Origin of the sequence: Streptomyces sp. MNU76, from assembly GCF_020982545.1 — a bacterium.
Lineage (GTDB): Bacteria > Actinomycetota > Actinomycetes > Streptomycetales > Streptomycetaceae > Streptomyces.
Window position 1 is genome coordinate 333216 of record NZ_JAJKLK010000001.1, and the last position, 20177, is coordinate 353392.

Sequence of the window (20177 nt, forward strand, 5' to 3'; positions counted from 1 at the left end):
GGACAACGGAACTGGGGGCAGGGGAACGGGAGGCAAGGGAACTGATGTACAACTATCGATCGTCGTCGCGAGTCGACTGTGGTGAATCCGTCAGAAGCGGGTTCCAGTCGCACAGGGGGATGGGACAGGTTTGATGACTCACCGGATATCGGGGGTATCCCGGGTGTCGCCGGCGTCCAGGTGGACGCGTGTGGTCGCGGCGGGGCTCGGGGCCGGCATGGTCCTCACATCGGCGGCGGCGGCGTTCGCGCCGGCCGCGGTCGCCGCACCGCAGGTCACGTGTACGTCAAAGCAGGCCGGACTGGCCGAGAAACTGCGGAAGGACATCACGGCGGCGCTCGCGAAGCGCAAGGGCACGGTGGCGGTCGGCCTGTACGACCGGGCGACCGCCACCACCTGCACACTGCGCGGGGACACCGCCTTCGACTCGGCCAGCGTCGTGAAGGTGACCGTGCTCGCCGCGCTGCTGCACGACGCCAAGAGGACGAACCGGTATCTCACCGACCGTGAGACCAAGCTCGCCACCGCCATGATCACCAAGTCGGACAACGCCTCCACCAGCACCCTGTGGAAGCAGCTCGGCGTCAAGAAGATCAAGGCGTTCCTCACGGCCGCCAAGATGACGCAGACCAAGCCCGGCGCGAACAACTACTGGGGCCTCACCCAGATCACCGTCCGCGACGAGCAGCGGCTGCTCGCCCTGCTCACCGCGAAGAACACGGTCCTGAGCGACAACGCGCGCGCGTATGTCCTCAAGCTGATGAACAAGGTCGTCCCCTCGCAGCGCTGGGGCACCCCGGCCGGGGCGCCCTCGACCGTGAAGGTGCACGTCAAGAACGGGTGGCTGTCCCGCGCCACGCACGGCTGGCGGGTGCACAGCGTCGGCACGTTCAACGGCGGCGGACGGGACTACACGATCACCGTCCTCACCCACGGCAACCCCGACATGCAGTACGGCGTGAACACGATCCAGGCCGTCTCCAAGGCCATCCACAAGGATCTCGTGCCCGTCCCGAAGAGCTCCTCGGGCACGGCGAGCGTGCAGCGGTACGAGCCCACGGATCGGCCGCAGGAAGCGACGGTGCCGGTGCCGGAGGGCGCCTCATAGCTCGGGGTTGCGGGCGCGTCGGCGGCTGCGGGCCCGGTGGGGCTTCTCGCGCAGTTCCCCGCGCCTCTGGAAAGGCAGGGGCTGCGCCCGCTGCCTTTCCAGAGGGCAGCGCCCGATGACATCCGGACGTTCACCGCGAGGCCATCCGCGGCTCACCGGCGTCGCCCTACCGTGACGCAATGCCTCTGAGAAGCCTCGTCGCGACCCTCACCGCCGGTCTGGCGGCGGCGGCCACCACGCTCGCCGCCGCCGGACCCGTCCACGCCGACTCGGCGCGCGGCCACGCCTGTTCGCCGACCGTGTCGATCGAGAAGCACTCCGACGCCCTCGACAAGACCACGTACGCGGGCACCTTCGTCGGGAACCTCTCCGGCCTCGCCGTCGACCGCGACGGCTCGCTCCTCGCGGTCTCCGACCGGTCGGCCCTCTTCACGCTCGACCGTCGCACCCTGGCGCCGAAGGGCGTCCTGCCGCTCGCCACGCAGAGCGGTGCCGCGCTCGACTCCGAGGCGGTCGCCGTCGACCGGGACGGCACCCTCCTCGTCGCCTCCGAGACCGAGCCGACCGTACGGCGCTACGACCGGCGGGGGCGGATCCTGGGCAGCCTGCCCGTGCCCGACGAACTGGCGGTCGCCCCGGCCGGCCGGGCGGTCGCCAACCAGACCTTCGAGGGGCTCACCCTCCTGCCCGGCGGACGCACCCTGCTCGCCTCGATGGAGGGCACCCTCACCGGGGACCCCGCCGGCGTGGTCCGCCTGCAGACCTGGCAACGGCACGGCGGCGCAGGGGAGTTCAGGCTCTCGGCGCAGTACGGCTACCGCGTGGACACCGGCCTCGGGGTCGTCGAGGTGGCCGGCCTCCCGGGTGGGCGGCTGCTCGTGCTGGAGCGCGGATTCACCGCCGGGGTCGGCAACACGGTCCGCCTCTACGCCGCCGACACGCGCCGCGCGACCGATCTTCGCCGCACGACCGCCACCGGTCGGACGAGCAGCACCCCTCGCGTGACCGACACCGACGGCGTGCGGCTCGTCCGCAAGACGTTGCTCGCCGATCTCGTGGACTGCCCCAGCCTCGGCGCCACGGCCAAGCAGCCCCAGCCGAACCCGCTGCTCGACAACATCGAGGGCATGACCGTCACCGGGGCCGCACGGCCCGGCGGGCGGCTGGACGTGCTGCTGGTCAGCGACGACAACCAGAACACCGTCCAGACCACCCGCTTCTACTCCCTCTCCCTCTCGCTCCCCCTCCGGATCCGGACCGCCTGAGGCACGCCTCCCGCCTCCGCCACCGGCGTCGGGCCGTCAACTCCGCTGTTCGCAGCCGCAGTCGGTCGTCGCGCCGTCCTCCAACAGCCCGCTCTTGGCCGTGAGATAGGCGAGCTGGGCACGGCTGTTGCTGCCGAGCAGGTCGCCGACCTTCTTGAGGTGGCTGGCGACGGTACGGGGGCTGATGCCCAGCCGGCTGGCGATGGCGGCGTCGGTGTAGCCGTCGACCATCAGGCGCAGCACATGCAGCCGGGTCTCGTCGGTCAGGAGCGCGGGGCGTTGCTGGTCCTGCTCGTAGACGACCGGCCTCGCCCGTTCCCAGGCGTACTCGAAGGCGGAGACCAGGAAGTGCACGACGCCGGGGTCGGTGACCTTGAGGGCGTGGGTGCCGTGGTCCTTGCCCATGTCGGGGATGAACGCCACGGACCGGTCGCAGATGATCATCCGGTCGAACACCTCGTCCACCGTGCGTACTTCGACGCCCAGGTCGGTGACCTGCTTGATGTAGTCGAGGGTCGGTCCGTGGGCGCGGACGGTGTGCTGGTAGAGCGTGCGCTGCTTGACGCCCTTGCGGTGGGCCTCCAGGGTGCGCGGCAGGGCCTTGACCAGGACCTCCTCGGGGCGCCTGCCGCCCGGGTGCGCGGTCAGCAGCTCGATCCGCGTGCCCCGGATCGCCTCGTCCAGCGCGGCGGTGATCGCCGGCGCGGGGGTGAGCCGCTGGGAGGACTCGCTCTCCTTGCGGCGGGCGGTGCGGTAGACGCTCTCCGCCTGTGACATCGAGGCCCGTACGGCGGCCAGGGCCTGCTGCTGCTCCAGGATCAGCCGCTCCCTCGGGTGGGCCAGCGCCGCCGTCGCCACCGAGGGCGGGATCGGCACCAGCGCCTCCGGGTCGTCCACCGCCGGGGCCACGAGCCCGAACGCGCGCACACAGCCGGGCGCCTCCGCGGCCGTGGCCCTTCCCGCCCGCAGCGCGGTGCGATAGAACTCGATGCCCGCACCGCACACCTCCACGAGGGAGCCGTCGCCCCCGGGTATGTCCGACTCACCGCACATGCCATCCCCCTTCAGAATCCTGCAGTGCACGATCATGACCCCTTCAATCACTTCCGGCAACCGGCCGACCACGGCATGCTCTTCGTGTGGACACCGGCGAAGAGCCGAGAGTCCGAGAATTCTTCTGGGGGGAACGGGAAATGAAGTACATGCGCAGAATGGCCGGGGCGCTCGCGTTTGTAGCCGCCGCGGTGCTGACCCTTTCTGTCGCCGCCGAGACGGCCGAACGCACCACGGTCGCGAGCGCCCAGGCGTCCAACGCGCCGGGCGACCCCGGCTGGCCCTGAGTCGAAGACGCCGACCTGCTCAACGCGGGTAAAGCGTATGCATGACGCGCGTAGTGGGCCCGCGAAGCGCGCGTGGCGATCGCACAGCGCTCATCCTGCGCTCACGCTGCGTTCGTATGGCGTAGGGGCGTCGCGCTGTACTTGACGGAACGTCAAGTGACTTGCTGACCGTGCGAGTTAGCAAAGAAAGCGGTTCACGGGAGAGCCGTCCGGCCGGGGCGGGATCCCATTCGGGGGGCCGTCGAGATCCATTCCATGTCCGGTGAATTCCTGCTGCCGGTTCACGGGTTCCGGCAGCTGGTTTTACAGTGAACGAACGAGGGAGTCCAAGGAAATGACCACCGCCATTGCCGCACCGAAGTGCTTGGTGTGCGACACCGAATTCGAGGTCCAGGAGGACTGGGAAAAGGGGGAGATCACCGAGTGCACGGCCTGCGGCCAGGAGCACGAGGTGGTCGAGCGGTCCGCCGCCGGCGCCCGGCTCGACCTCGCCCCCGAGGTGGAAGAGGACTGGGGCGAGTGACGACCGCCGATCAGGTCCTGCTCTCGGTGACGATGCTGCGGCCCGAGGAGAAACTGCTCCTCGGGGCGCTGCGGGCCGAGGGGCTGACGGCCCGGCCGTTGCTGATGGAGGATCTGGCGGAGGTCGTGGCGGGCCGCACCGGCGGCCCGCCCGCTCTCGCCGTGATCCGCAACCTGTCCCACCGGGACGCCATCAGCGTCTCCCGGCGGCTGGAGTACGCCGGGGTGACCACCCTCAACCGGTCCTCCGTCATCGAGGCCTGCAACGACAAGGGGCTGCAGTCACTGCTGTTCACCCGCCACGGCATTCCGCACCCGGTCACCCGGCATGCCTTCAGCTACGACCAAGTGCGCTCCGCCGTCGACGAGTTGGGGATACCGGCCGTCGTCAAGCCGGTGAGCGGCTCGTGGGGGCGGGGGGTCACCAGGATGGCCAACGCGGAGTGTGTCGAGGCGTGGGCCGGGGCGGGAGTCCGCCGACGCGGGCGGGAAGCTGTTTCCCGTGGTCGTCCAGGAGTACGTCGACAAGCCGGGGCACGATCTGCGGGTCGTCGTGGTGGGGCGGACGCCCGTGGTGGCGATCCAGCGGGTGTCGGAGGACTGGCGGACGAACACGCATCTGGGGGCACGGGTTCAGCGGGTCGAGGTGACCGCCGAGATCGACAAGCTGTGTCAGCAGGTGGTGGATGTGCTGGGGCCCGGGCTCTACGGGGTCGACCTGGTGGAGGACCGGGCGGCGGGGGAGCTGTTGGTCCTTGAGGTCAACGCGAATCCGGAGTTCGCCAAGTCGTCCGCGGAGCATGGGGTGGATGTGGCGGGGTTGTACGCGGCGTATGTGGCCGAGCAGGTGTCGCTGACCGCGGCCGCCGTCTAGCGGGGTCTTCTTCGCCCCCGCCGCCCCTACCCGTCCCTCCCCGGGGGCTGCACCCCTTCGACCTCCGTCTGACCGCCCGGTGGGGCTTCTCGCGCAGTTCCCCGCGCCCCTTGAGGGCCTGCGGCCACTCAGGGGCGAAAGCACGGGGTGCAGCCCCGGCTTTTCAGGGCGGCGGGGAACTGCGCGGCCCGCCCTACCGGGCCGCACCCCACCCCTCTTCACGCAATCGCATCAGAGAGGCCTACGTCCTATGGAACTGTTCGACACCGCCACCGTGCTCACCCGGGTTCTGACCTCGGGTGTGGTGATGAGCATCGAGAAGAGCGACCGGGAACTGCCCGGTCTCGAACGGCTGTTGACGAAGAAGACGCGGCGCAGCAAAGCCGTGCTGCTCAACAGCCGGACAGGGGCGATACACGCCGCGCTGGCCGGTCAGGGGATCGGCCACGGCGACAGCGTCGCCCTCGCGGAGCCGGACGCGGAGACCGCCGCGTTCCTGGCCTGGCTCGGCGTGCGCGTGACGTCGTACGACGAGCCCGTCGCGTACGACTACCTCGCGCTGGACCCGGCCAACGCCGACCGGCTCGGCGAGTTGGCCGCGGGGGCCACCGCGCCGGCGCTGGTCGTCGACCTGACCGGCCTCGGCTTCGGTCCGGCCGCCGCCGTGCTCACCGACGACCCGAAGCTCTGGGCCCGCGCCGAGCGGCTGAAGATCTTCGGCGCCTACGACCTGCGCACGATGTGGACGCAGGAGGAGGCGGACGCCGACCTCGTCCCCGGCGTGCAGTTCAACTACCGGCTCAGCCCGCTGGTCGCCGCCTGTGTGCGGATGGCCCTGACCCAGGCCGTACAGAACCGCCCCGCCGCGATCTCCGGAGCGAACCAGTCATGATCACTGATTTCCCCAACTCTCCGCTGCCGCTGCCGAATCCGGCGGACCTCGACGACGAGCTCGCCGCCCTGGGCGGCGCCGAGATCATCCCCAAGGCGCTCCGCCGCACGCTCTTCCCGGTCATCACCAAGGAGGACGTGTTCAACCTGATGCTCGCCCAGCGGCAGGCGCCCGAGAAGGTCGTCGCCGACTTCGCCGAGGCCTACCGGGCGTACGTGGGCGCCGGGTTCGCGCTGCCCACCGCCAGCGGCACATCCAGCCTGCACATGGCGCTCGTCGGCGCCGGGGTGCGGCCCGGTGACGAGGTCATCGTGCCGGCGTTCACGTTCATCGCCACCGCGCAGGCGGTCGTCGCGGCCCACGCCGTCCCCGTCTTCGTCGACGTCGACCCGGTCACGTACTGCATGGACCCGGCCGCCGCCGCTGCCGCGATCACCGAGCGGACCCGCGCGCTCATGCCCGTGCACGTCCACGGGCTGCCCGCCGACGTCCCCGCGCTGCGCGCGCTCGCCGACCGGCACGGCATCGCCCTCGTCGAGGACGCCTCCCACGCCCACTCCGCGAAGATCGGCGACCGGGTCGCCGGCTCCTTCGGGGACGCTGCCGGGCAGAGCCTGATGGCCGACAAGAACTTCCCCCTGGGCGGCGAGGGCGGCATCGCCTTCTTCGCCGGGGAGGCCTCGTACGAGCGGGCCGTCGCCTATCTCGCCGAGCACGGCATCGACTACGGGATGTCCTGGGTCGCCGCCGCCTTCGGCAGCAGCCAGCTCAAGCGACTGCCGTACTACGACGAGATCCGCGCCCGCAACGCCGCGCTGCTCGGGGACGCCCTGCGCGAGACCGGGCTGTTCACGCCGCCGCACGTGCCGGACGGGCACGTCCACGCGTACAACATGTACCGGGTCACGCTGCACCCCGAGGCCGTCGGCCTCGACGACCTGCCCGTGTACGCCGTCAAGGAGGCCGTGCACGAGCTGCTGCTCGCGGAGGGCGTGCCGGCCCGCGAGTGGCAGAACACGCCGATCCCGTGCCACCTGCCCTTCCGGCACCGGGACGGGTTCGGCAACGGCTACCCCTTCAGCCTCAACCCGGGCGCCGTGCGCGACCACCGGCCGGAGGACTTCCCCGTCACCCTCGGCATGCTCGACTCCACCCTCGTCCTCTGCCGCGAGCTGCGCTCCCCGGTCGAGTACGAGCGGATCCTGAGGTACGCCGACGCCTTCCGGAAGGTCGCCCGCCGCCCGGACGCCATCCGCAAGCTCGTCCAGGACCGCGACTACGTCCGGCCGTACGAGAAGGCGGCCCGCCTTGGCTGACATCCAGAATCCCGAGCGGATCCGGGTAGCCGTCGTCGGGGCCAGTGGCTACACCGGGGGCGAGGTCATCCGGCTGCTCCTCGAACACCCCCACGTCGAGCTGGCCTTCCTGTCCGCCGAGCGGGCCGCCGGTGCCTCCATCGGCAGCGTGCACCCGTGGCTGCGCAACCACCCGAAGGCGGGCGGGCTGAAGTTCCGGCCGCTGGCCGAACTGGCGGAGACCGACCCCGTGGACGTCGCCTTCGGCTGTCTGCCCACCGGGGCGCTGCCCGAGCGGCTGCCGCTGATCGCGGCCCACGCCAAGCGGGTGCTGAACCTGGGCGGCGACTTCCGGCTGCGGGCCGAGGACGAGGTGCGGGCGCACTACCCGAGGACGGCCGAGCACCCGCCGCTGGAGGACTTCGCCTACTACGTACCGGAGTTGAGCGGCGACGTGCCCGAGGGGCGGTTCGTGAACCTGCCCGGCTGCATGGCCGTCACCACGATCTACGCCCTGTACCCGCTGTTCGCCGGCGCCGAGCCGCTGGCCACCGACCGGGTCGTCGTCGACGCCAAGACCGGTTCGACCGGCGGCGGCCGCAACGGCGGCGAGCCGCCCGCCGAGCGCAGCGGGAACTTCCGGGTGCACAAGCTGTACGGGCACCGGCACGCGCCCGAGGTCCGGCAGGCCATCGCCGACTTCACCGGTGCGGCCGTGGACCTGCGCTTCTCCACGCACAGCCTGGACGTGGCCCGGGGCATCCTCGTCACCGCGTACGCCGAACTCCAAGGCGGCGTCACGTCGTTGGACGTCAAGCGAGCCTATGCCAAGGCGTATGTCGGCAAGCCGTTCGTCCGGGTCCGCCCGGCGCCGAAGGCCCCGCAGGACTTCCCGATGCTGAAGGCGGTCGTGGGCTCGAACGTCGCCGAGGTCGCCATCGCCGTCCAGGGCGGGCAGGTCGTCGCCGTCGCCGCCCTGGACAACCTGATCAAGGGCGCGGCGGGCCAGGCAGTCCAGGCGATGAACCTGATCCACGGCTTCGACGAGACCGCCGGCCTGCCGACCACGGCGGTGTCCCCATGACGACGCAGATGGAACGACCGGTCATGACCCCACCGATCCCCGCGGCTGCGGCTGCGGCCGGGGCCGCAGCCCCCGACGCGCGGGCCGCGTCCCTCTCGGCCCCCGCCCCGCCCTCCGTTCCACCCGCCCCCTCTACGTGGTCAGGCTGGCAGCGCCACACTCGATCGCGGCACCATCCACAAGGAGCTCGCCGATCTGGTGGCCCGGGGCGCCCGGGTGCTGCTCGTGGCCGGCGGGGCCACCGGGATCGAGCGGCACTACGCCGCGATCGACCGGCCCATGCCGCACCTGCGGCTGGCAGGCGGGGACTCCGTGCGGTACTGCCCGCCGGAGGAGATGCCCCACCTGGTCGACGCCTACGAGCGGGTGACGCTGCCCGCCGTGGAGCGGGAGCTGCGCGCGCTCGGGCTCAGTGTGTTCACCTCCGTCGCCGCGCGCGGCGGGCTGGTCAGCGGCAGGGCCAACCGGCCGCTGAAGGCGGTGTCCGGCGAGGGCCGGACCCTGGTCGTCCGCGACCACCGGGCCGGTGTGCCGACGGGCGTCGACGTCGACGGCCTGACCGCGCTGCTGGAGGCGTACGACGTGGTCTGTCTGGCGCCGCCGGTCGCCGACCCGGCGGGCGGCGCCCCGCTGAACGTGGACGCCGACGTGCTCGCCGCCGTGCTGACCGGCGCGCTCGGCGCCGACCATCTGCGGCTGGTCACCGGCACCGCCGGACTGCTGACCGACCCGTCCGTCCCCGACTCCACGCTGTACGACGCCTATCCGGGCGAGGGCGCGAAGTACGCGGGCGGCAGGATGCGGCAGAAGGTGCGGGCCGCCGAGATCGCCATGAAGGACAGCGGCGCCGACGTCGCCATCACCGGCCCGCACACGATGGGCGTACCGTCCGGCTGGACCCGGTTCTGGCGCACGAAGGAACCGGCGGCCGACCTCGGGCTGCTCACCCGGGTCGCCTGTGTGCCGTCGGTGTCGCGGGACGAGGCCGAACTCGCCGCCTACCTGGCCGAGTGGTGCCGGGAGCGCGGCATCGACGCCCATGTGGACGAGGTCGGCAACCTCGTCGCGACCCGGGGCGACGGCCCCCGGCGACTGCTGCTCCTCGGTCACCTCGACACGGTTCCGCACCACTGGCCGGCCGAGTGGCGCGAGGGCGAACTGTGGGCGCGGGGCAGCGTCGACGCCAAGGGCAGCCTGGCGAACTTCCTGGAGGTGCTCGCCCACGCGGACCTCCCCGAGGACGCCCAGCTGCGCGTGGTCGGCGCGGTCGAGGAGGAGATCTCCTCCTCCAAGGGCGCCTTCCACGTCCGCGACCGGTACCCGGCCGACGCCGTCGTCATCGGCGAGCCCAGCGGCTCGGAGACCCTGACCCTCGGCTACTTCGGGCTGTTCAAGCTCCGGATCACGGCGTCCGTGGCCAGCGGCCACTCCGCCGGGATGGACGCCGTGTCCGCGCCGGACCACCTGATCGACGTCCTCGGCCGGATCCGGGCGTCGGTGCTCGCCGAGGCGCCGGAGGCGCTCAGCGCGGTCATCGACGCCCGTGTGGAGAACGGGCGCGAGCGCTCGACCGCCGTCGGGATCCTCAACTTCCGGGTGCCGCCCAAGGTCGACGTGGCGGCGCTCACGGCCGCCGCGCTGGGGCACGCCGCCGACGACGTGCGCGTCGACGTGCTGCGGGCCACCCCCGGGCACGCCGGCGGCCGGTCGAGCGCCCTGGTCAAGGTCTTCACCCGGGCCTTCGCACAGGCCGGGATCAGGCCCCGCTTCGTGGTGAAGAAGGGCACGTCCGACATGAACACGCTGGCCACCACCTGGCACGACGTCCCGATGGTGGCGTACGGCCCCGGCGACTCCGCCCTGGACCACACCGACGAGGAACGCATCGACCCCATGGAGTACCGCACCGCCCGCAGCCTGCTCGCCGACGCGGTCCACCGCTGGTTCACCCTGCCCGCCGGACCCGAGGGGAGCCGACGATGACCACGGCCGTACGCGAAGACCTCCAGGTCGGCGGCGACGTGACGGCCACCCTCGCCGAACGTGCCGTCCAGGCAAGGCGGTTGGTGGTCGACATGGCGGCGAGCCCGCGCGGGTGCCACCTCGGCGGCAGTCTCTCCGTCCTCGACATCCTGATCGCCGCCCTGCACCGGGCCTCCGCCGACGACGGCACCGAGGTCGTCCTCAGCAAGGGCCACGCGGCCGCCGGGCTCTACGCGGCCCTGCACGTCAGCGGGATCCTGCCGGAGAACCCGGCCCCGCTGTACGGCCTCGCCGGCCACCCCTACACCGGCCACCCCGGCCCCAAGGTGCCCGGTGTCCGTTTCCCCACCGGCAGCCTCGGCCACGGCGTCCCGTACGCCGCAGGCTGGGCGCTCTCGCAGCGGCTGCGGGGCCGCGACGGGCTCGGTATCGCGGTCGCCGGGGACGGCGAACTGCAGGAGGGCCTGGTCTGGGAGACTTGCCAGGTCGCCGCCGCGCAGGAGCTCGGCAACCTCGTCCTCGTCGTCGACCGCAACGGCGGCCAGAACGACGGCATGGTCGCCGACATCTCCCCGCTGCCCCGGCTCGCCGAACGGTTCGCCGCGTTCGGGTTCGACGTCACGGAGGTGGACGGCCACGACCTCGGCGCCCTGACCGCCCTCCTGGCCGAGGACCGCACGGCCGCCCGCCGCCCCCTCGCGGTCGTCGCCGACACCGTCAAGGGCAAGGGCGTACGGGCCGTCGAGGGCAGGGCCGGCTGCCACTACGTGACCATCGACCAGGCGCGCGCCGCCAAGTGGAAGCGAGCGATCCGATGAACCCCTCGGCAACCGCGGCCGCCGCGACCGCCTCGACCCGCACGGCAACGGTGGCCCCCGCGCCCCCTTCGACCTCCACCGACGAGCGGCCGGTGACACTCTCCGGCCGCGACGCCTACCGGGACGAGCTGACCCGGCTCGCCGCCTCCGACGACACGATCGTCTGCCTGGAGGCGGACCTGGGCGGCAAGGGACACCCCTTCCAGGCCGCCCACCCGGAGCGTTTCTTCAACCTCGGGATCGCCGAGGGGGCCATGGTCGACATGGCGGCGGGCCTCGCGGCCGGCGGCCACAAGCCGTTCGTCAGCACCTTCGCCCCGTTCGCCGCCCTGCGCGCCGCCGAGAGCCTGAAGCTGACGCTCGGCTACCTGGCCGCCGGGGTCACGGTCGTCGCGCCCTACGCCGGTGTCTCCGGCGCCTGGTTCGGGACCACCCACCACTGCCTGGAGGACCTGGCGATCCTGCGCAGCGTGCCGGGCGTGACCATCGCGGCCCCCTACGGCGACGCCGAGATGCGCGCGGTGGTCCGGGAGGCGGTCCGCTCCGGCCGCCCGCACTACATCCGTACGGGACGCAACGCGCGGTACGAGTCCCTGCCGGTCGCCGGAGACGAACTCCCGCTCGTCAACTGGGAGTTCGACGCCACCGCCACCGCCACCGCCACCGCCACCGGCACCGGCACCGGCACCGGCACCGCCACCGCCCACGACCCCGTCTGCCTCGTCTCCGTCGGCGAGGAGGGCACCCGTCTCGCCCTCGACGCCCGGCGGACCGTGCCCGGCACCTCCCACGCGCACCTCGTCCACCTGGACCACGAGAACCTGACGCGCGCAGCCGCCGAACTCGCCCGCCGTCACTCCCGGTTCGTGGTCGTCGAGGAGCACCGCGGTCAGGGCGGCGTCGCGGAGGCGCTCGCGCTGCTGCTGCCGGAGTGCCGGGTCACGTCCGTCAGCGCGAACCGGAGCTGGCCCTCCCAGGGCGGCGACCACGACGAGGTCATGGCCGCGCTGGGCCTGGACCTGCCCGCCGTACTGGACGCACTGGTCCCCACGAACTGATCGCCCCCACACACCTCTTCAAGGAGTCCTGACATGCACATCCTCATGATCGAATGCAACCCGAACGGCATGGCCGGTATCGCGAACGCTCTCGACCTCGGCCACGACGTCACCCTCGTCTCGGTCGACCCCGACTTCTACCTCGCCGTCTCCCCGCTCACCGAGGCCGCCTACGCGCACCCCAACTGCCGGGTCGTCAAGAGCGAGAAGGCTTTCTCCATCGAGGAGCTGACCTCCCTGGCCCGCGAGGTGCACGCCGAGCGTCCGGTGCACGGCGTGACCACGTACAGCGAGTACCACACCGTCCACACCGCCGCCGTCGCCGAGGCGCTGGGCCTGCCCGGGATGAGCGTCGACGGTGCCCGCAACGCCCGCCACAAGCACCTCACCCGTCTCACCCTCGACGGCAAGGGCATCCGGCAGCCGCGCTTCGCGCACGTCTCGGACCCGACGAAGGTCGAGGCGGCCGTCCGCGAGATCGGCTTCCCCTGCGTGGTCAAGCCGTCCGACGGCACCGCCAGCCTGCACGTCCTGCACCTGAAGGACGAGGACGACCTGACCGCCTACCTCGCCGAGCTGGCTGAGGTCGTCGACTACGGACGCGGCGTCGTCCGTATCCCCGACATCCTGATCGAGGAGTTCGTCACCGGTGAGCTGATCTCCGTCGAGTCGTGCGTGCTCGGCAAGGGCGAGGTCGTCAACCTCGGTCTGACCGACCGCCCGCTGAGCGGCTTCCCGCACTTCATCGAGATGGGCGCCACCTACTTCACCGGACACCCGCTCCAGGACGAGCTGTTCGAGATGACCACCAAGGTCCTGAACGAGCTGGGCGTCGACTTCGGCTTCATCCACACCGAGTTCCTGCTGGGCCCCGACGGCCCGGTGCTGTGCGAGGTCAACGGCCGGCTCATCGGCGGCATCGTGCCGAGCCTGATGCGGATCAGCTCCGGTGTCGACGCCTACCTGGAGGTCATCCGCCAGGCCCTCGGCGAGCGCCCCGAACTGCCCTTCCCCGGCGAGACCATCGCGGGCGGCCACTGGTTCGGCTCCCCGGTCGCCGGCACGGTCGAGTCCATCGGCTTCGACGGCCTGAAGGACCTGCCCGGCTTCCACAGCGCCCTCGCCTACAAGAAGCCCGGCGTCGAGGTCAGCCGTCTCTCCAAGAGCAACTTCGACTGGATCGGCCACGTCATCTTCACCGGCGCCGACCGCGACGAGGTCAACAAGCGCAACGAGGAGGCCCTGGACGCCATCGACCTGCGCCTGAAGGTCGAGGTGGCCCGATGAGCGAGGCCGTACGCGGCCGGGCCGTACGCGGCGAGGCCGCACGCGGCAAGGAGGGACCGGTCACCCTGCGCGGGGTGGCCGTCCCGGCCCTCGACCCCGAGGCGCTGTACGACGTCACCACGGAGAACGGCGTCTTCGCGGCCTTCACCAGGACCGGCCCCCGGCAGGGCGGTGAGCGCGAGCTCTGGCCCGGCTACACCGAGACCCACGCCCATGTCTCGCTCCCCGCGAACTGGGACGACACGGTCGAGGACCCCCGGATCGTGGCCCTCCAGTACCTCTACCACGGGGTCACCCACGTCGTGGACATGTTCGGTTTCCCGCTGGTCGCCGACGCCTGGGCGACCGGCCGGGAGGCCTCCCCGTGGCCGTACCCGGAGATGGTGCACTGCGGCTACGCGGTGACGGCGACGACCGACGCGGCCGGCCGCACCGGCCACGGCGTCGAGTTCCCGGCCCCGGTGTACATGCTGGCCGTCGAGTCCGACCTCGACCACGCCCTGCGCGCCAACGCCGAACGTGGCGGCACCTTCCTGAAGGTGATGTTCACCGACGGTACCGAACAGCCCGGCAGCCCGGTCCGCTTCTCCCGCCTCTCGGAGCGGGTCCTCAGCTTCACCGCCCGCATGGCGCGGGAACGCGGCGTCACGGCGGTCATCGACTGCAACACCCTCCAGGAGACCCGCTGGGCGTACGGGTGCGGCTTCCGCCTCTTCGCCCACACCGTGCGCGACCGCACCCTCGACGAGATCGACTGGAAGGAGTTCGAGGGGGCGCGGTTCGTGTCCACCCTGGCCGGCCTCCGCCCGATGATCATGACGGGCGAGGAGTTCCTGACCGAATACTCCCGCGAGGGCTTCGCCGAGACCCAGGACGTCCGCAACCTCGACTTCGTCCAGGGCATCGAGAAGCCGTACGGCATCGAGTACGGCGTCCAGGAGACCCGCACCGCCGCCCTCGCCGACATGCGCCGCAACGCCCTCGCCGCCCTCGGCCGGGGCGATCTGCTGGTCGGCACCGACTCCGGCAACACCGGCGCCTACCACGGCTACTCCCTGCTCAGCGAGCTGGACCTGCTGCGCGGCGACGACGCCTCCCTGGACGGGATGCTGCGCCACCAGGCCACGGTCGGCGGCCGCCGCTACTTCGCCGAGCTGAGCGGCGACACGACGGGCGAGCACCCCCTGAGCGTGGGCGCCCCCGCCACGTACAACCTCCTCCACCCCTCGGCCCCGACCGCCCGCTCTCGGCCCTGCCCGTCCGCACGGTCGTCCGGGGCACGGAGATCGACCGCCCGGCGCTGGCCCGCGAGATCGCGGACCTCCGGGCGGGCACCGCCACCACCGACCTGAAGGGAACGGCCGCGTGACCATCGAACGCAGGCGGGCGCTGATCGGCGTGAACGCCGGCATCTTCCTCGCCCACATCGGGAACTTCATCTGGTTCCCCGTCCTCGTCGCCTCCCTCGGCGGCACCGACAGCGGCTTCTGGGCCGGCGTCGTGATGTGCATGACCTACGTGGGCCGCCTCGCCGCGACGTTCTTCTACGAGGGGGTCGCGGCCCGGATCGGCATCCGGGGCGCGGTGTTCGCGGGCACCGCGACGGAGGCGGTGGCCCTGTTCCTGATGGGCTTCGGCGACGGCGTCGTCGTCTACTCGGTGCTCGCCTTCCTCATCGGCCTCGGCTCCGGCACGGCCTTCCCCGGCCTGAAGAACATCCTCGTCTCGTACCCCGACGACGAGCGCCCGAAGGCCTTCTCGACCTTCCAGATGTCCGCGCAGGTGGGCCTCTTCGGCGGCGCGCTGGTCGGTGGTCTGCTGGCGGACGTCGACCTGCGCACCCTCTTCTCCGTCGTCTTCGCCATCTTCATCGGCTTCTGCCTGGCGTCCTCGGCGTTCATCCCGAGGGACGGGTTCGGTGCGGCCCCCGCGACGGACCAGGCCAAGCCTCCGTTGCTGAGCACGGCCGTCTTCAAGGCCATCGAGGTGCGCGGTGCCACCCGCTACTTCCTCCTCTCGGCCGTCTTCTGGTTCCTCTCCATCGGCTTCATGGTCGGCATCCCGCTGCACATGGAGGAGTACGCGTCCGGGTGGGCGCCGTCGGCCCCCTTCTGGATCACGGGGCTGACGGTGCTGGTGCTCCAGTACCCCCTGTTCAAGTTCCTGATCAAGCACCTGCGCCCGGGGGCCGTGATGGCGCTCGGTCTGGCGGGCATGACGGTCGCCTTCACCGCGTTCGGCGCGGGCCGAACGGTCCCCTGGGTGGTCGTGGGCTGCCTCACCGTGGTGCTGGGCGAGATCCTCTTCGTCCCCTCCTTCGACATCTGGGTCGCCCGCAAGGTCCCGGCGGACCGCCTCGCCAAGGCCATGGGCGCGATGCACTTCTTCCGTAGCGCCGGCAACATGATCGGCTCCCTGCTGGCGGGCATCCTCTTCGACCTGGCCCTGTCCTGGGACGTCCCGGGCGCGAACTGGTACATCGCCGCGCTGATCGCCGCCGGGTGCGCCGCGATCTGTCTGTTCAGCGGGGATGAGGGTACGGCTGCCGCCGTCGAGGCCGCGGAGGAGGAGCGGGAGGGGGCTGCGGCGTAGGGGCGCCGCATAGCTCGGGGGTGCCTGCTTCGTTGGCGGCTGCGGGCGCGTGGGGCTTCTCGCGCAGTTCCCCGCGCCCCTAAAAGACCAGGCCCCTGCGGGCCTGAAATGCACGGGGCGCAGCCCCGGCTTTTCAGGGGCGCGGGGAACTGCGCGAGAAGCCGCACCGGGCCGCACCCGCCAACGAAACAGTCGGCCCCCACCCACCAGGCGCCCCGGCCCCAAATATCGCGGTGGGATGAAATCCCACTCCCGCCGTGTTGGTCACTTGCGGAGACCAGGACGAACGGAGGGCACCGGCGTGGCAGCGCAACAGGGGGGCGACCGAGGTTGGGCGCGCAGACTGGCCGGATACGCCTGGCGGTACCCCAAGGACGTGGTCCTCGCTCTCGGCTCGTCCCTGGCCGGTATGGCCGTGATGGCGCTGGTCCCCCTGATCACCAAGGTGATCATCGATGACGTGATCGGGGACAAGACCCGGGACATGACCCCCTGGGCGGCGGCCCTGATCGGCGCCGCCTTCCTCGTGTACGTCTTCACCTACATCCGGCGCTACTACGGCGGCCGCCTCGCCCTCGACGTCCAGCACGACCTGCGGACCGAGATGTTCGGCACGATCACCGCCCTCGACGGCCGCCGCCAGGACGAGCTGTCCACCGGCCAGGTCGTCGGCCGCGCCACCAGCGACCTCCAGCTGATCCAGAGCCTGCTCTTCATGCTGCCGATGACCATCGGCAACCTCCTGCTGTTCCTGATCTCCCTCGTGATCATGGCCTGGCTGTCCGTTCCGCTCACCCTGGTCGCGATCGCCGTCGCCCCCGCCCTGTGGTGGATCGCCCGGCGCAGCCGCACCAAGCTGCACCCCGCCACCTGGTACGCCCAGGCCCAGGCCGCCGCCGTCGCGGGCGTGGTCGACGGCGCCGTCAGCGGCGTACGCGTGGTGAAGGGGTTCGGGCAGGAGGAGCAGGAGACCGGCAAGCTCCGGGAGGTCGGGCGGCGGCTGTTCGCCGGGCGGCTGCGCACCATCCGGTTCAATTCCCGGTACACCCCCGCCCTCCAGGCCGTCCCCGCCCTCGGCCAGGTCGCCATGCTGGCGCTCGGCGGCTGGCTGGCCGTCCGGGGCCACATCACGCTCGGTACGTTCGTCGCCTTCTCCACGTACCTGGCCCAGTTGGTCGGCCCGGTCCGCATGCTCGCCATGGTCCTCACCGTCGGCCAGCAGGCCCGCGCCGGCACGGAACGCGTCCTGGAGCTGATCGACACCGAGCCGACGCTCGCGGACGGCACGAAGACCCTCCCCGCCGACGCGCCCGCGACCGTCGAGTTCGACGACGTGTCCTTCGGCTATGAGGACGCCTCCGGCAAGATCCGCCCCGTCCTCGACGGCCTCAGCTTCGAGATCCGGCCCGGCGAGACCCTAGCCGTCGTCGGCTCCTCCGGCTCCGGCAAGTCGACCGTCTCGCTCCTGCTGCCGCGCTTCTACGACGTGACGCGCGGCGCCGTCCTCATCGGCGGCCACGACGTCCGCGAACTCACCCTCGACTCGCTGCGCGCCGCGATCGGCCTGGTCCCCGAGGACTCCTTCCTCTTCTCCGACACGGTCCGCGCCAACATCGCGTACGGCCGCCCGGACGCCACCGACGAGCAGATCCGGACGGCCGCCCGCGCCGCCCAGGCGGACCGTTTCATCGCCGAGCTGCCCGACGGCTACGCCACCAAGGTCGGCGAGCACGGCCTCACCCTCTCCGGCGGCCAGCGCCAGCGGGTCGCCCTCGCCCGCGCGATCCTCACCGACCCGCGCCTGCTCGTCCTCGACGACGCGACCTCGGCGGTCGACGCCCGCGTGGAGCACGAGATCCACGAGGCGCTCAAGCACGTCATGGAGGGCCGCACGACCCTCCTCATCGCCCACCGCCGCTCCACCCTCGGTCTCGCCGACCGCATCGCCGTCCTCGACGACGGCCGCCTCGCCGACCTGGGCACCCACGAGGAGCTGGAGCGCCGCTCCGCCCTCTACCGCAGGCTGCTCACCGACCCCGACGAACTGGGCGGCGTCTCGCCCGGCCACACCCCGCCGACCTCGCTCACCGAGGCCGAGGACATCACCGTCCGCGACTCGATACGGGACGAGCTGGACGCCGAGTTCGACGCCGAGCGCGGCATCACCCCCCGGCTGTGGACGGGCGACCGGGAGCCCGGGACACCGCCTTCGACGGCACCCCCCACCCCCGAACTCCTCGCCCAGGTGGAGGCGCTGCCCCCGGCGACCGACACCCCCGGCATCGACGAGGCCCGCGCGGTCGCACCGGAGGAGTCGTACGGCCTGAAGCGGTTGCTGCGCGGCTTCGGCACGGCCCTCGCCCTCAGCCTCGCCCTGGTCGCCGTCGACGCGGGCATGGGTCTGCTGCTGCCGGTGCTGATCCGGCACGGGATCGACGACGGTGTCTCGCAGGCGGCCCTCGGCGCGGTCTGGGCCGCGTCGCTGCTCGGGCTGGTCGCGGTCCTCGCGCAGTGGGTGGCGCAGATCGGCGAGATGCGGATGACCGGCCGTACCGGCGAACGCGTCCTCTATTCCCTCCGTCTGAAGATCTTCGCCCAGCTCCAGCGCCTCGGACTCGACTACTACGAGCGGGAGTTGACCGGCCGGATCATGACGCGGATGACGACCGACGTCGACGCGCTCTCGACCTTCCTGCAGACCGGACTGGTCACCGCGTTCGTCTCCGTCGTCACCTTCTTCGGGATCATGGTCGCCCTGGTCGTGATCGACGTACAGCTCGCCCTCGTCGTCTTCGCCACGCTTCCGCCGCTGATCGTCGGCACGGTCTTCTTCCGCCGGGCGAGCGTGAAGGCGTACGAGCTGGCCCGTGAGCGGGTGTCCGTGGTCAACGCGGACCTCCAGGAGTCGGTGGCCGGGCTGCGGATCGTGCAGGCGTTCCGCGGCGAGCGCGCGGGCGGCGAGCGCTTCGCGGCCGACAGCGACAGCTACCGCCGGGCCCGTGTCCACGGCCAGTGGCTGATCTCGGTCTACTTCCCGTTCGTGCAGTTCCTGTCCTCGGCCGCGGCGGCCGCCGTCCTGGTCGTCGGCGCCCACCGGGTCGACGCGGGCACCCTCACCACCGGCGCCCTGGTCGCCTACCTCCTCTACATCGACCTCTTCTTCGCCCCCGTCCAGCAGCTCTCCCAGGTCTTCGACGGCTACCAGCAGGCCACCGTCTCCCTGGGCCGCATCCAGGAACTCCTCCAGGAGCCGACCTCGACGAAGGCGGCCCCCGCACCCCTGGAGGTGCTCTCCCTGCGCGGTGAGATCGCCTTCGAGGACGTGGACTTCGCGTACGGGGCCGCCATCGACGGGGAAGCGGCCCTCAGCGGTGTGAGGCTCACCGTCCCCGCCGGACAGACCGTCGCCTTCGTCGGCGAGACCGGCGCCGGCAAGTCCACGCTGGTCAAACTGGTCGCCCGCTTCTACGACCCCACCGGTGGCCGGGTCACGGTCGACGGCACCGACCTGCGCGACCTCGACCTCACCTCGTACCGGCACCGGCTCGGCGTCGTCCCGCAGGAGGCGTACCTCTTCCAGGGCACGATCCGGGACGCCATCGCCTACGGCCGCCCCGAGGCCACCGACGCCGAGGTGGAGGCCGCCGCCCGTGCCGTCGGCGCCCACGACATGATCGCCACGCTCGACGGCGGCTATCTGCACGAGGTCGCCGAACGCGGCCGCAACCTCTCCGCCGGACAGCGCCAGCTGATCGCGCTGGCCCGCGCGGAGCTGGTGAACCCCGACATCCTGCTCCTCGACGAGGCGACGGCGGCCCTGGACCTGGCCACCGAGGCGCAGGTCAACCAGGCCACCGACCGCCTCGCCGGCCGCCGTACGACCCTGGTCGTGGCCCACCGCCTCACCACGGCCGCCCGCGCCGACCGCGTCGTCGTGATGGACCACGGCCGGGTCGTCGAGGACGGCACCCACGACGAACTGCTGGCCCGCGACGGCCGGTACGCCGCCCTCTGGCGGACCTTCGTGGGCGAGCCGGCGCTGCGGTCATAACTGCGGCC

Annotated in this window: 16 protein-coding genes and 1 pseudogene; 16 read left to right on the top strand and 1 reads right to left on the bottom strand. The window is 71.8% G+C overall.

Going from position 1 to position 20177, the window contains the following annotated elements; genetic code table 11:
- Window positions 1-217: 217 nt before the first annotated feature.
- Together E4N62_RS01465 and E4N62_RS01470 are read left to right on the top strand one after the other, a co-directional pair.
- Complete coding sequence (locus tag E4N62_RS01465) at window positions 218-1108, top strand: serine hydrolase (RefSeq protein ID WP_230212363.1); 891 nt, start codon at window positions 218-220, stop codon at window positions 1106-1108.
- A gap of 179 nt (window positions 1109-1287) precedes the next feature.
- Window positions 1288-2373 carry an esterase-like activity of phytase family protein gene (locus E4N62_RS01470; protein ID WP_230211577.1) on the top strand — a complete coding sequence of 362 codons (1086 nt, stop codon included), beginning with the start codon at window positions 1288-1290 and terminating at the stop codon, window positions 2371-2373.
- A 36-nt stretch (window positions 2374-2409) separates the two neighbouring features.
- On the opposite strand, the gene E4N62_RS01475 is transcribed toward E4N62_RS01470, so the two are convergent.
- Window positions 2410-3426, bottom strand: coding sequence for a LuxR C-terminal-related transcriptional regulator (locus E4N62_RS01475; protein WP_230211578.1), 1017 nt, complete (start codon window positions 3424-3426; stop codon window positions 2410-2412).
- 140 nt (window positions 3427-3566) lie between these two features.
- On the opposite strand from E4N62_RS01475, the gene E4N62_RS01480 reads away from it, so the two are divergent.
- The 14 genes and pseudogenes from E4N62_RS01480 to E4N62_RS01545 all read left to right on the top strand — a co-directional run bounded on the left by E4N62_RS01480 (window position 3567) and on the right by E4N62_RS01545 (window position 20169).
- Window positions 3567-3713 carry a hypothetical protein gene (locus E4N62_RS01480; RefSeq protein ID WP_184893811.1) on the top strand — a complete coding sequence of 49 codons (147 nt, stop codon included), beginning with the start codon at window positions 3567-3569 and terminating at the stop codon, window positions 3711-3713.
- A 334-nt stretch (window positions 3714-4047) separates the two neighbouring features.
- Window positions 4048-4236 (top strand): lysine biosynthesis protein LysW, encoded by a 189-nt coding sequence (locus tag E4N62_RS01485; RefSeq protein ID WP_046703902.1) that lies wholly within the window; start codon window positions 4048-4050, stop codon window positions 4234-4236.
- Between the two features lie 32 nt (window positions 4237-4268).
- Window positions 4269-4433 (top strand): annotated as a pseudogene (locus E4N62_RS49210) (RimK family alpha-L-glutamate ligase); the annotation flags it as partial.
- Between the two features lie 247 nt (window positions 4434-4680).
- A complete protein-coding gene (locus E4N62_RS01495) occupies window positions 4681-5109 on the top strand; it encodes a hypothetical protein (RefSeq protein WP_230211580.1) in 429 nt (142 codons plus the stop codon).
- A 250-nt stretch (window positions 5110-5359) separates the two neighbouring features.
- Complete coding sequence (locus tag E4N62_RS01500) at window positions 5360-6001, top strand: degT/DnrJ/EryC1/StrS aminotransferase (protein WP_230211581.1); 642 nt, start codon at window positions 5360-5362, stop codon at window positions 5999-6001.
- Window positions 5998-7317 (top strand): DegT/DnrJ/EryC1/StrS family aminotransferase, encoded by a 1320-nt coding sequence (locus tag E4N62_RS01505; protein ID WP_230211582.1) that lies wholly within the window; start codon window positions 5998-6000, stop codon window positions 7315-7317. Before E4N62_RS01500 ends, E4N62_RS01505 begins: the two co-directional genes overlap by 4 nt.
- Window positions 7310-8380, top strand: a complete 1071-nt coding sequence (gene argC / locus E4N62_RS01510; RefSeq protein WP_230211583.1) for an N-acetyl-gamma-glutamyl-phosphate reductase — start codon at window positions 7310-7312, stop codon at window positions 8378-8380. The genes E4N62_RS01505 and argC overlap by 8 nt, the downstream gene beginning before the upstream one ends.
- Window positions 8381-8578: 198 nt before the next feature.
- Window positions 8579-10363: a M20/M25/M40 family metallo-hydrolase gene (locus E4N62_RS01515; protein ID WP_230211584.1), complete on the top strand. Its 1785-nt coding sequence runs from the start codon at window positions 8579-8581 to the stop codon at window positions 10361-10363.
- Window positions 10360-11181, top strand: coding sequence for a thiamine pyrophosphate-dependent enzyme (locus E4N62_RS01520; RefSeq protein WP_230211585.1), 822 nt, complete (start codon window positions 10360-10362; stop codon window positions 11179-11181). The genes E4N62_RS01515 and E4N62_RS01520 overlap by 4 nt, the downstream gene beginning before the upstream one ends.
- Window positions 11178-12239, top strand: a complete 1062-nt coding sequence (locus E4N62_RS01525; protein WP_230211586.1) for a transketolase family protein — start codon at window positions 11178-11180, stop codon at window positions 12237-12239. Before E4N62_RS01520 ends, E4N62_RS01525 begins: the two co-directional genes overlap by 4 nt.
- Window positions 12240-12272: 33 nt before the next feature.
- The gene (locus tag E4N62_RS01530; protein ID WP_230211587.1) at window positions 12273-13526 is read left to right on the top strand and encodes an ATP-grasp domain-containing protein; all 1254 of its coding nucleotides are present in this window, start codon (window positions 12273-12275) and stop codon (window positions 13524-13526) included.
- Window positions 13523-14878, top strand: coding sequence for a hydrolase (locus tag E4N62_RS01535; protein WP_230211588.1), 1356 nt, complete (start codon window positions 13523-13525; stop codon window positions 14876-14878). Before E4N62_RS01530 ends, E4N62_RS01535 begins: the two co-directional genes overlap by 4 nt.
- A 13-nt stretch (window positions 14879-14891) precedes the next feature.
- Entirely contained in the window at window positions 14892-16118 is a 1227-nt protein-coding gene (locus E4N62_RS01540; protein ID WP_230211589.1) for an MFS transporter, read from the top strand.
- Window positions 16119-16356: 238 nt separating this feature from the next.
- Complete coding sequence (locus tag E4N62_RS01545; RefSeq protein WP_268268899.1) at window positions 16357-20169, top strand: ABC transporter ATP-binding protein; 3813 nt, start codon at window positions 16357-16359, stop codon at window positions 20167-20169.
- The last annotated feature ends 8 nt before the right edge of the window (window positions 20170-20177 follow it).

Bases quoted from the DNA above. Each gene is read 5' to 3' on its own strand.
- E4N62_RS01485 (WP_046703902.1), top strand. From the start codon at position 4,048: ATGACCACCGCCATTGCCGCACCGAAGTGCTTGGTGTGCGACACCGAA.
- E4N62_RS01480 (WP_184893811.1), top strand. From the start codon at position 3,567: ATGAAGTACATGCGCAGAATGGCCGGGGCGCTCGCGTTTGTAGCCGCC.
- E4N62_RS01525 (WP_230211586.1), top strand. From the start codon at position 11,178: ATGAACCCCTCGGCAACCGCGGCCGCCGCGACCGCCTCGACCCGCACG.
- E4N62_RS01505 (WP_230211582.1), top strand. From the start codon at position 5,998: ATGATCACTGATTTCCCCAACTCTCCGCTGCCGCTGCCGAATCCGGCG.
- E4N62_RS01475 (WP_230211578.1), bottom strand. From the start codon at position 3,426: ATGTGCGGTGAGTCGGACATACCCGGGGGCGACGGCTCCCTCGTGGAG.
- E4N62_RS01500 (WP_230211581.1), top strand. From the start codon at position 5,360: ATGGAACTGTTCGACACCGCCACCGTGCTCACCCGGGTTCTGACCTCG.
- E4N62_RS01465 (WP_230212363.1), top strand. From the start codon at position 218: ATGGTCCTCACATCGGCGGCGGCGGCGTTCGCGCCGGCCGCGGTCGCC.
- E4N62_RS01530 (WP_230211587.1), top strand. From the start codon at position 12,273: ATGCACATCCTCATGATCGAATGCAACCCGAACGGCATGGCCGGTATC.
- E4N62_RS01545 (WP_268268899.1), top strand. From the start codon at position 16,357: ATGAAATCCCACTCCCGCCGTGTTGGTCACTTGCGGAGACCAGGACGA.
- E4N62_RS01520 (WP_230211585.1), top strand. From the start codon at position 10,360: ATGACCACGGCCGTACGCGAAGACCTCCAGGTCGGCGGCGACGTGACG.
- E4N62_RS01535 (WP_230211588.1), top strand. From the start codon at position 13,523: ATGAGCGAGGCCGTACGCGGCCGGGCCGTACGCGGCGAGGCCGCACGC.
- E4N62_RS01470 (WP_230211577.1), top strand. From the start codon at position 1,288: ATGCCTCTGAGAAGCCTCGTCGCGACCCTCACCGCCGGTCTGGCGGCG.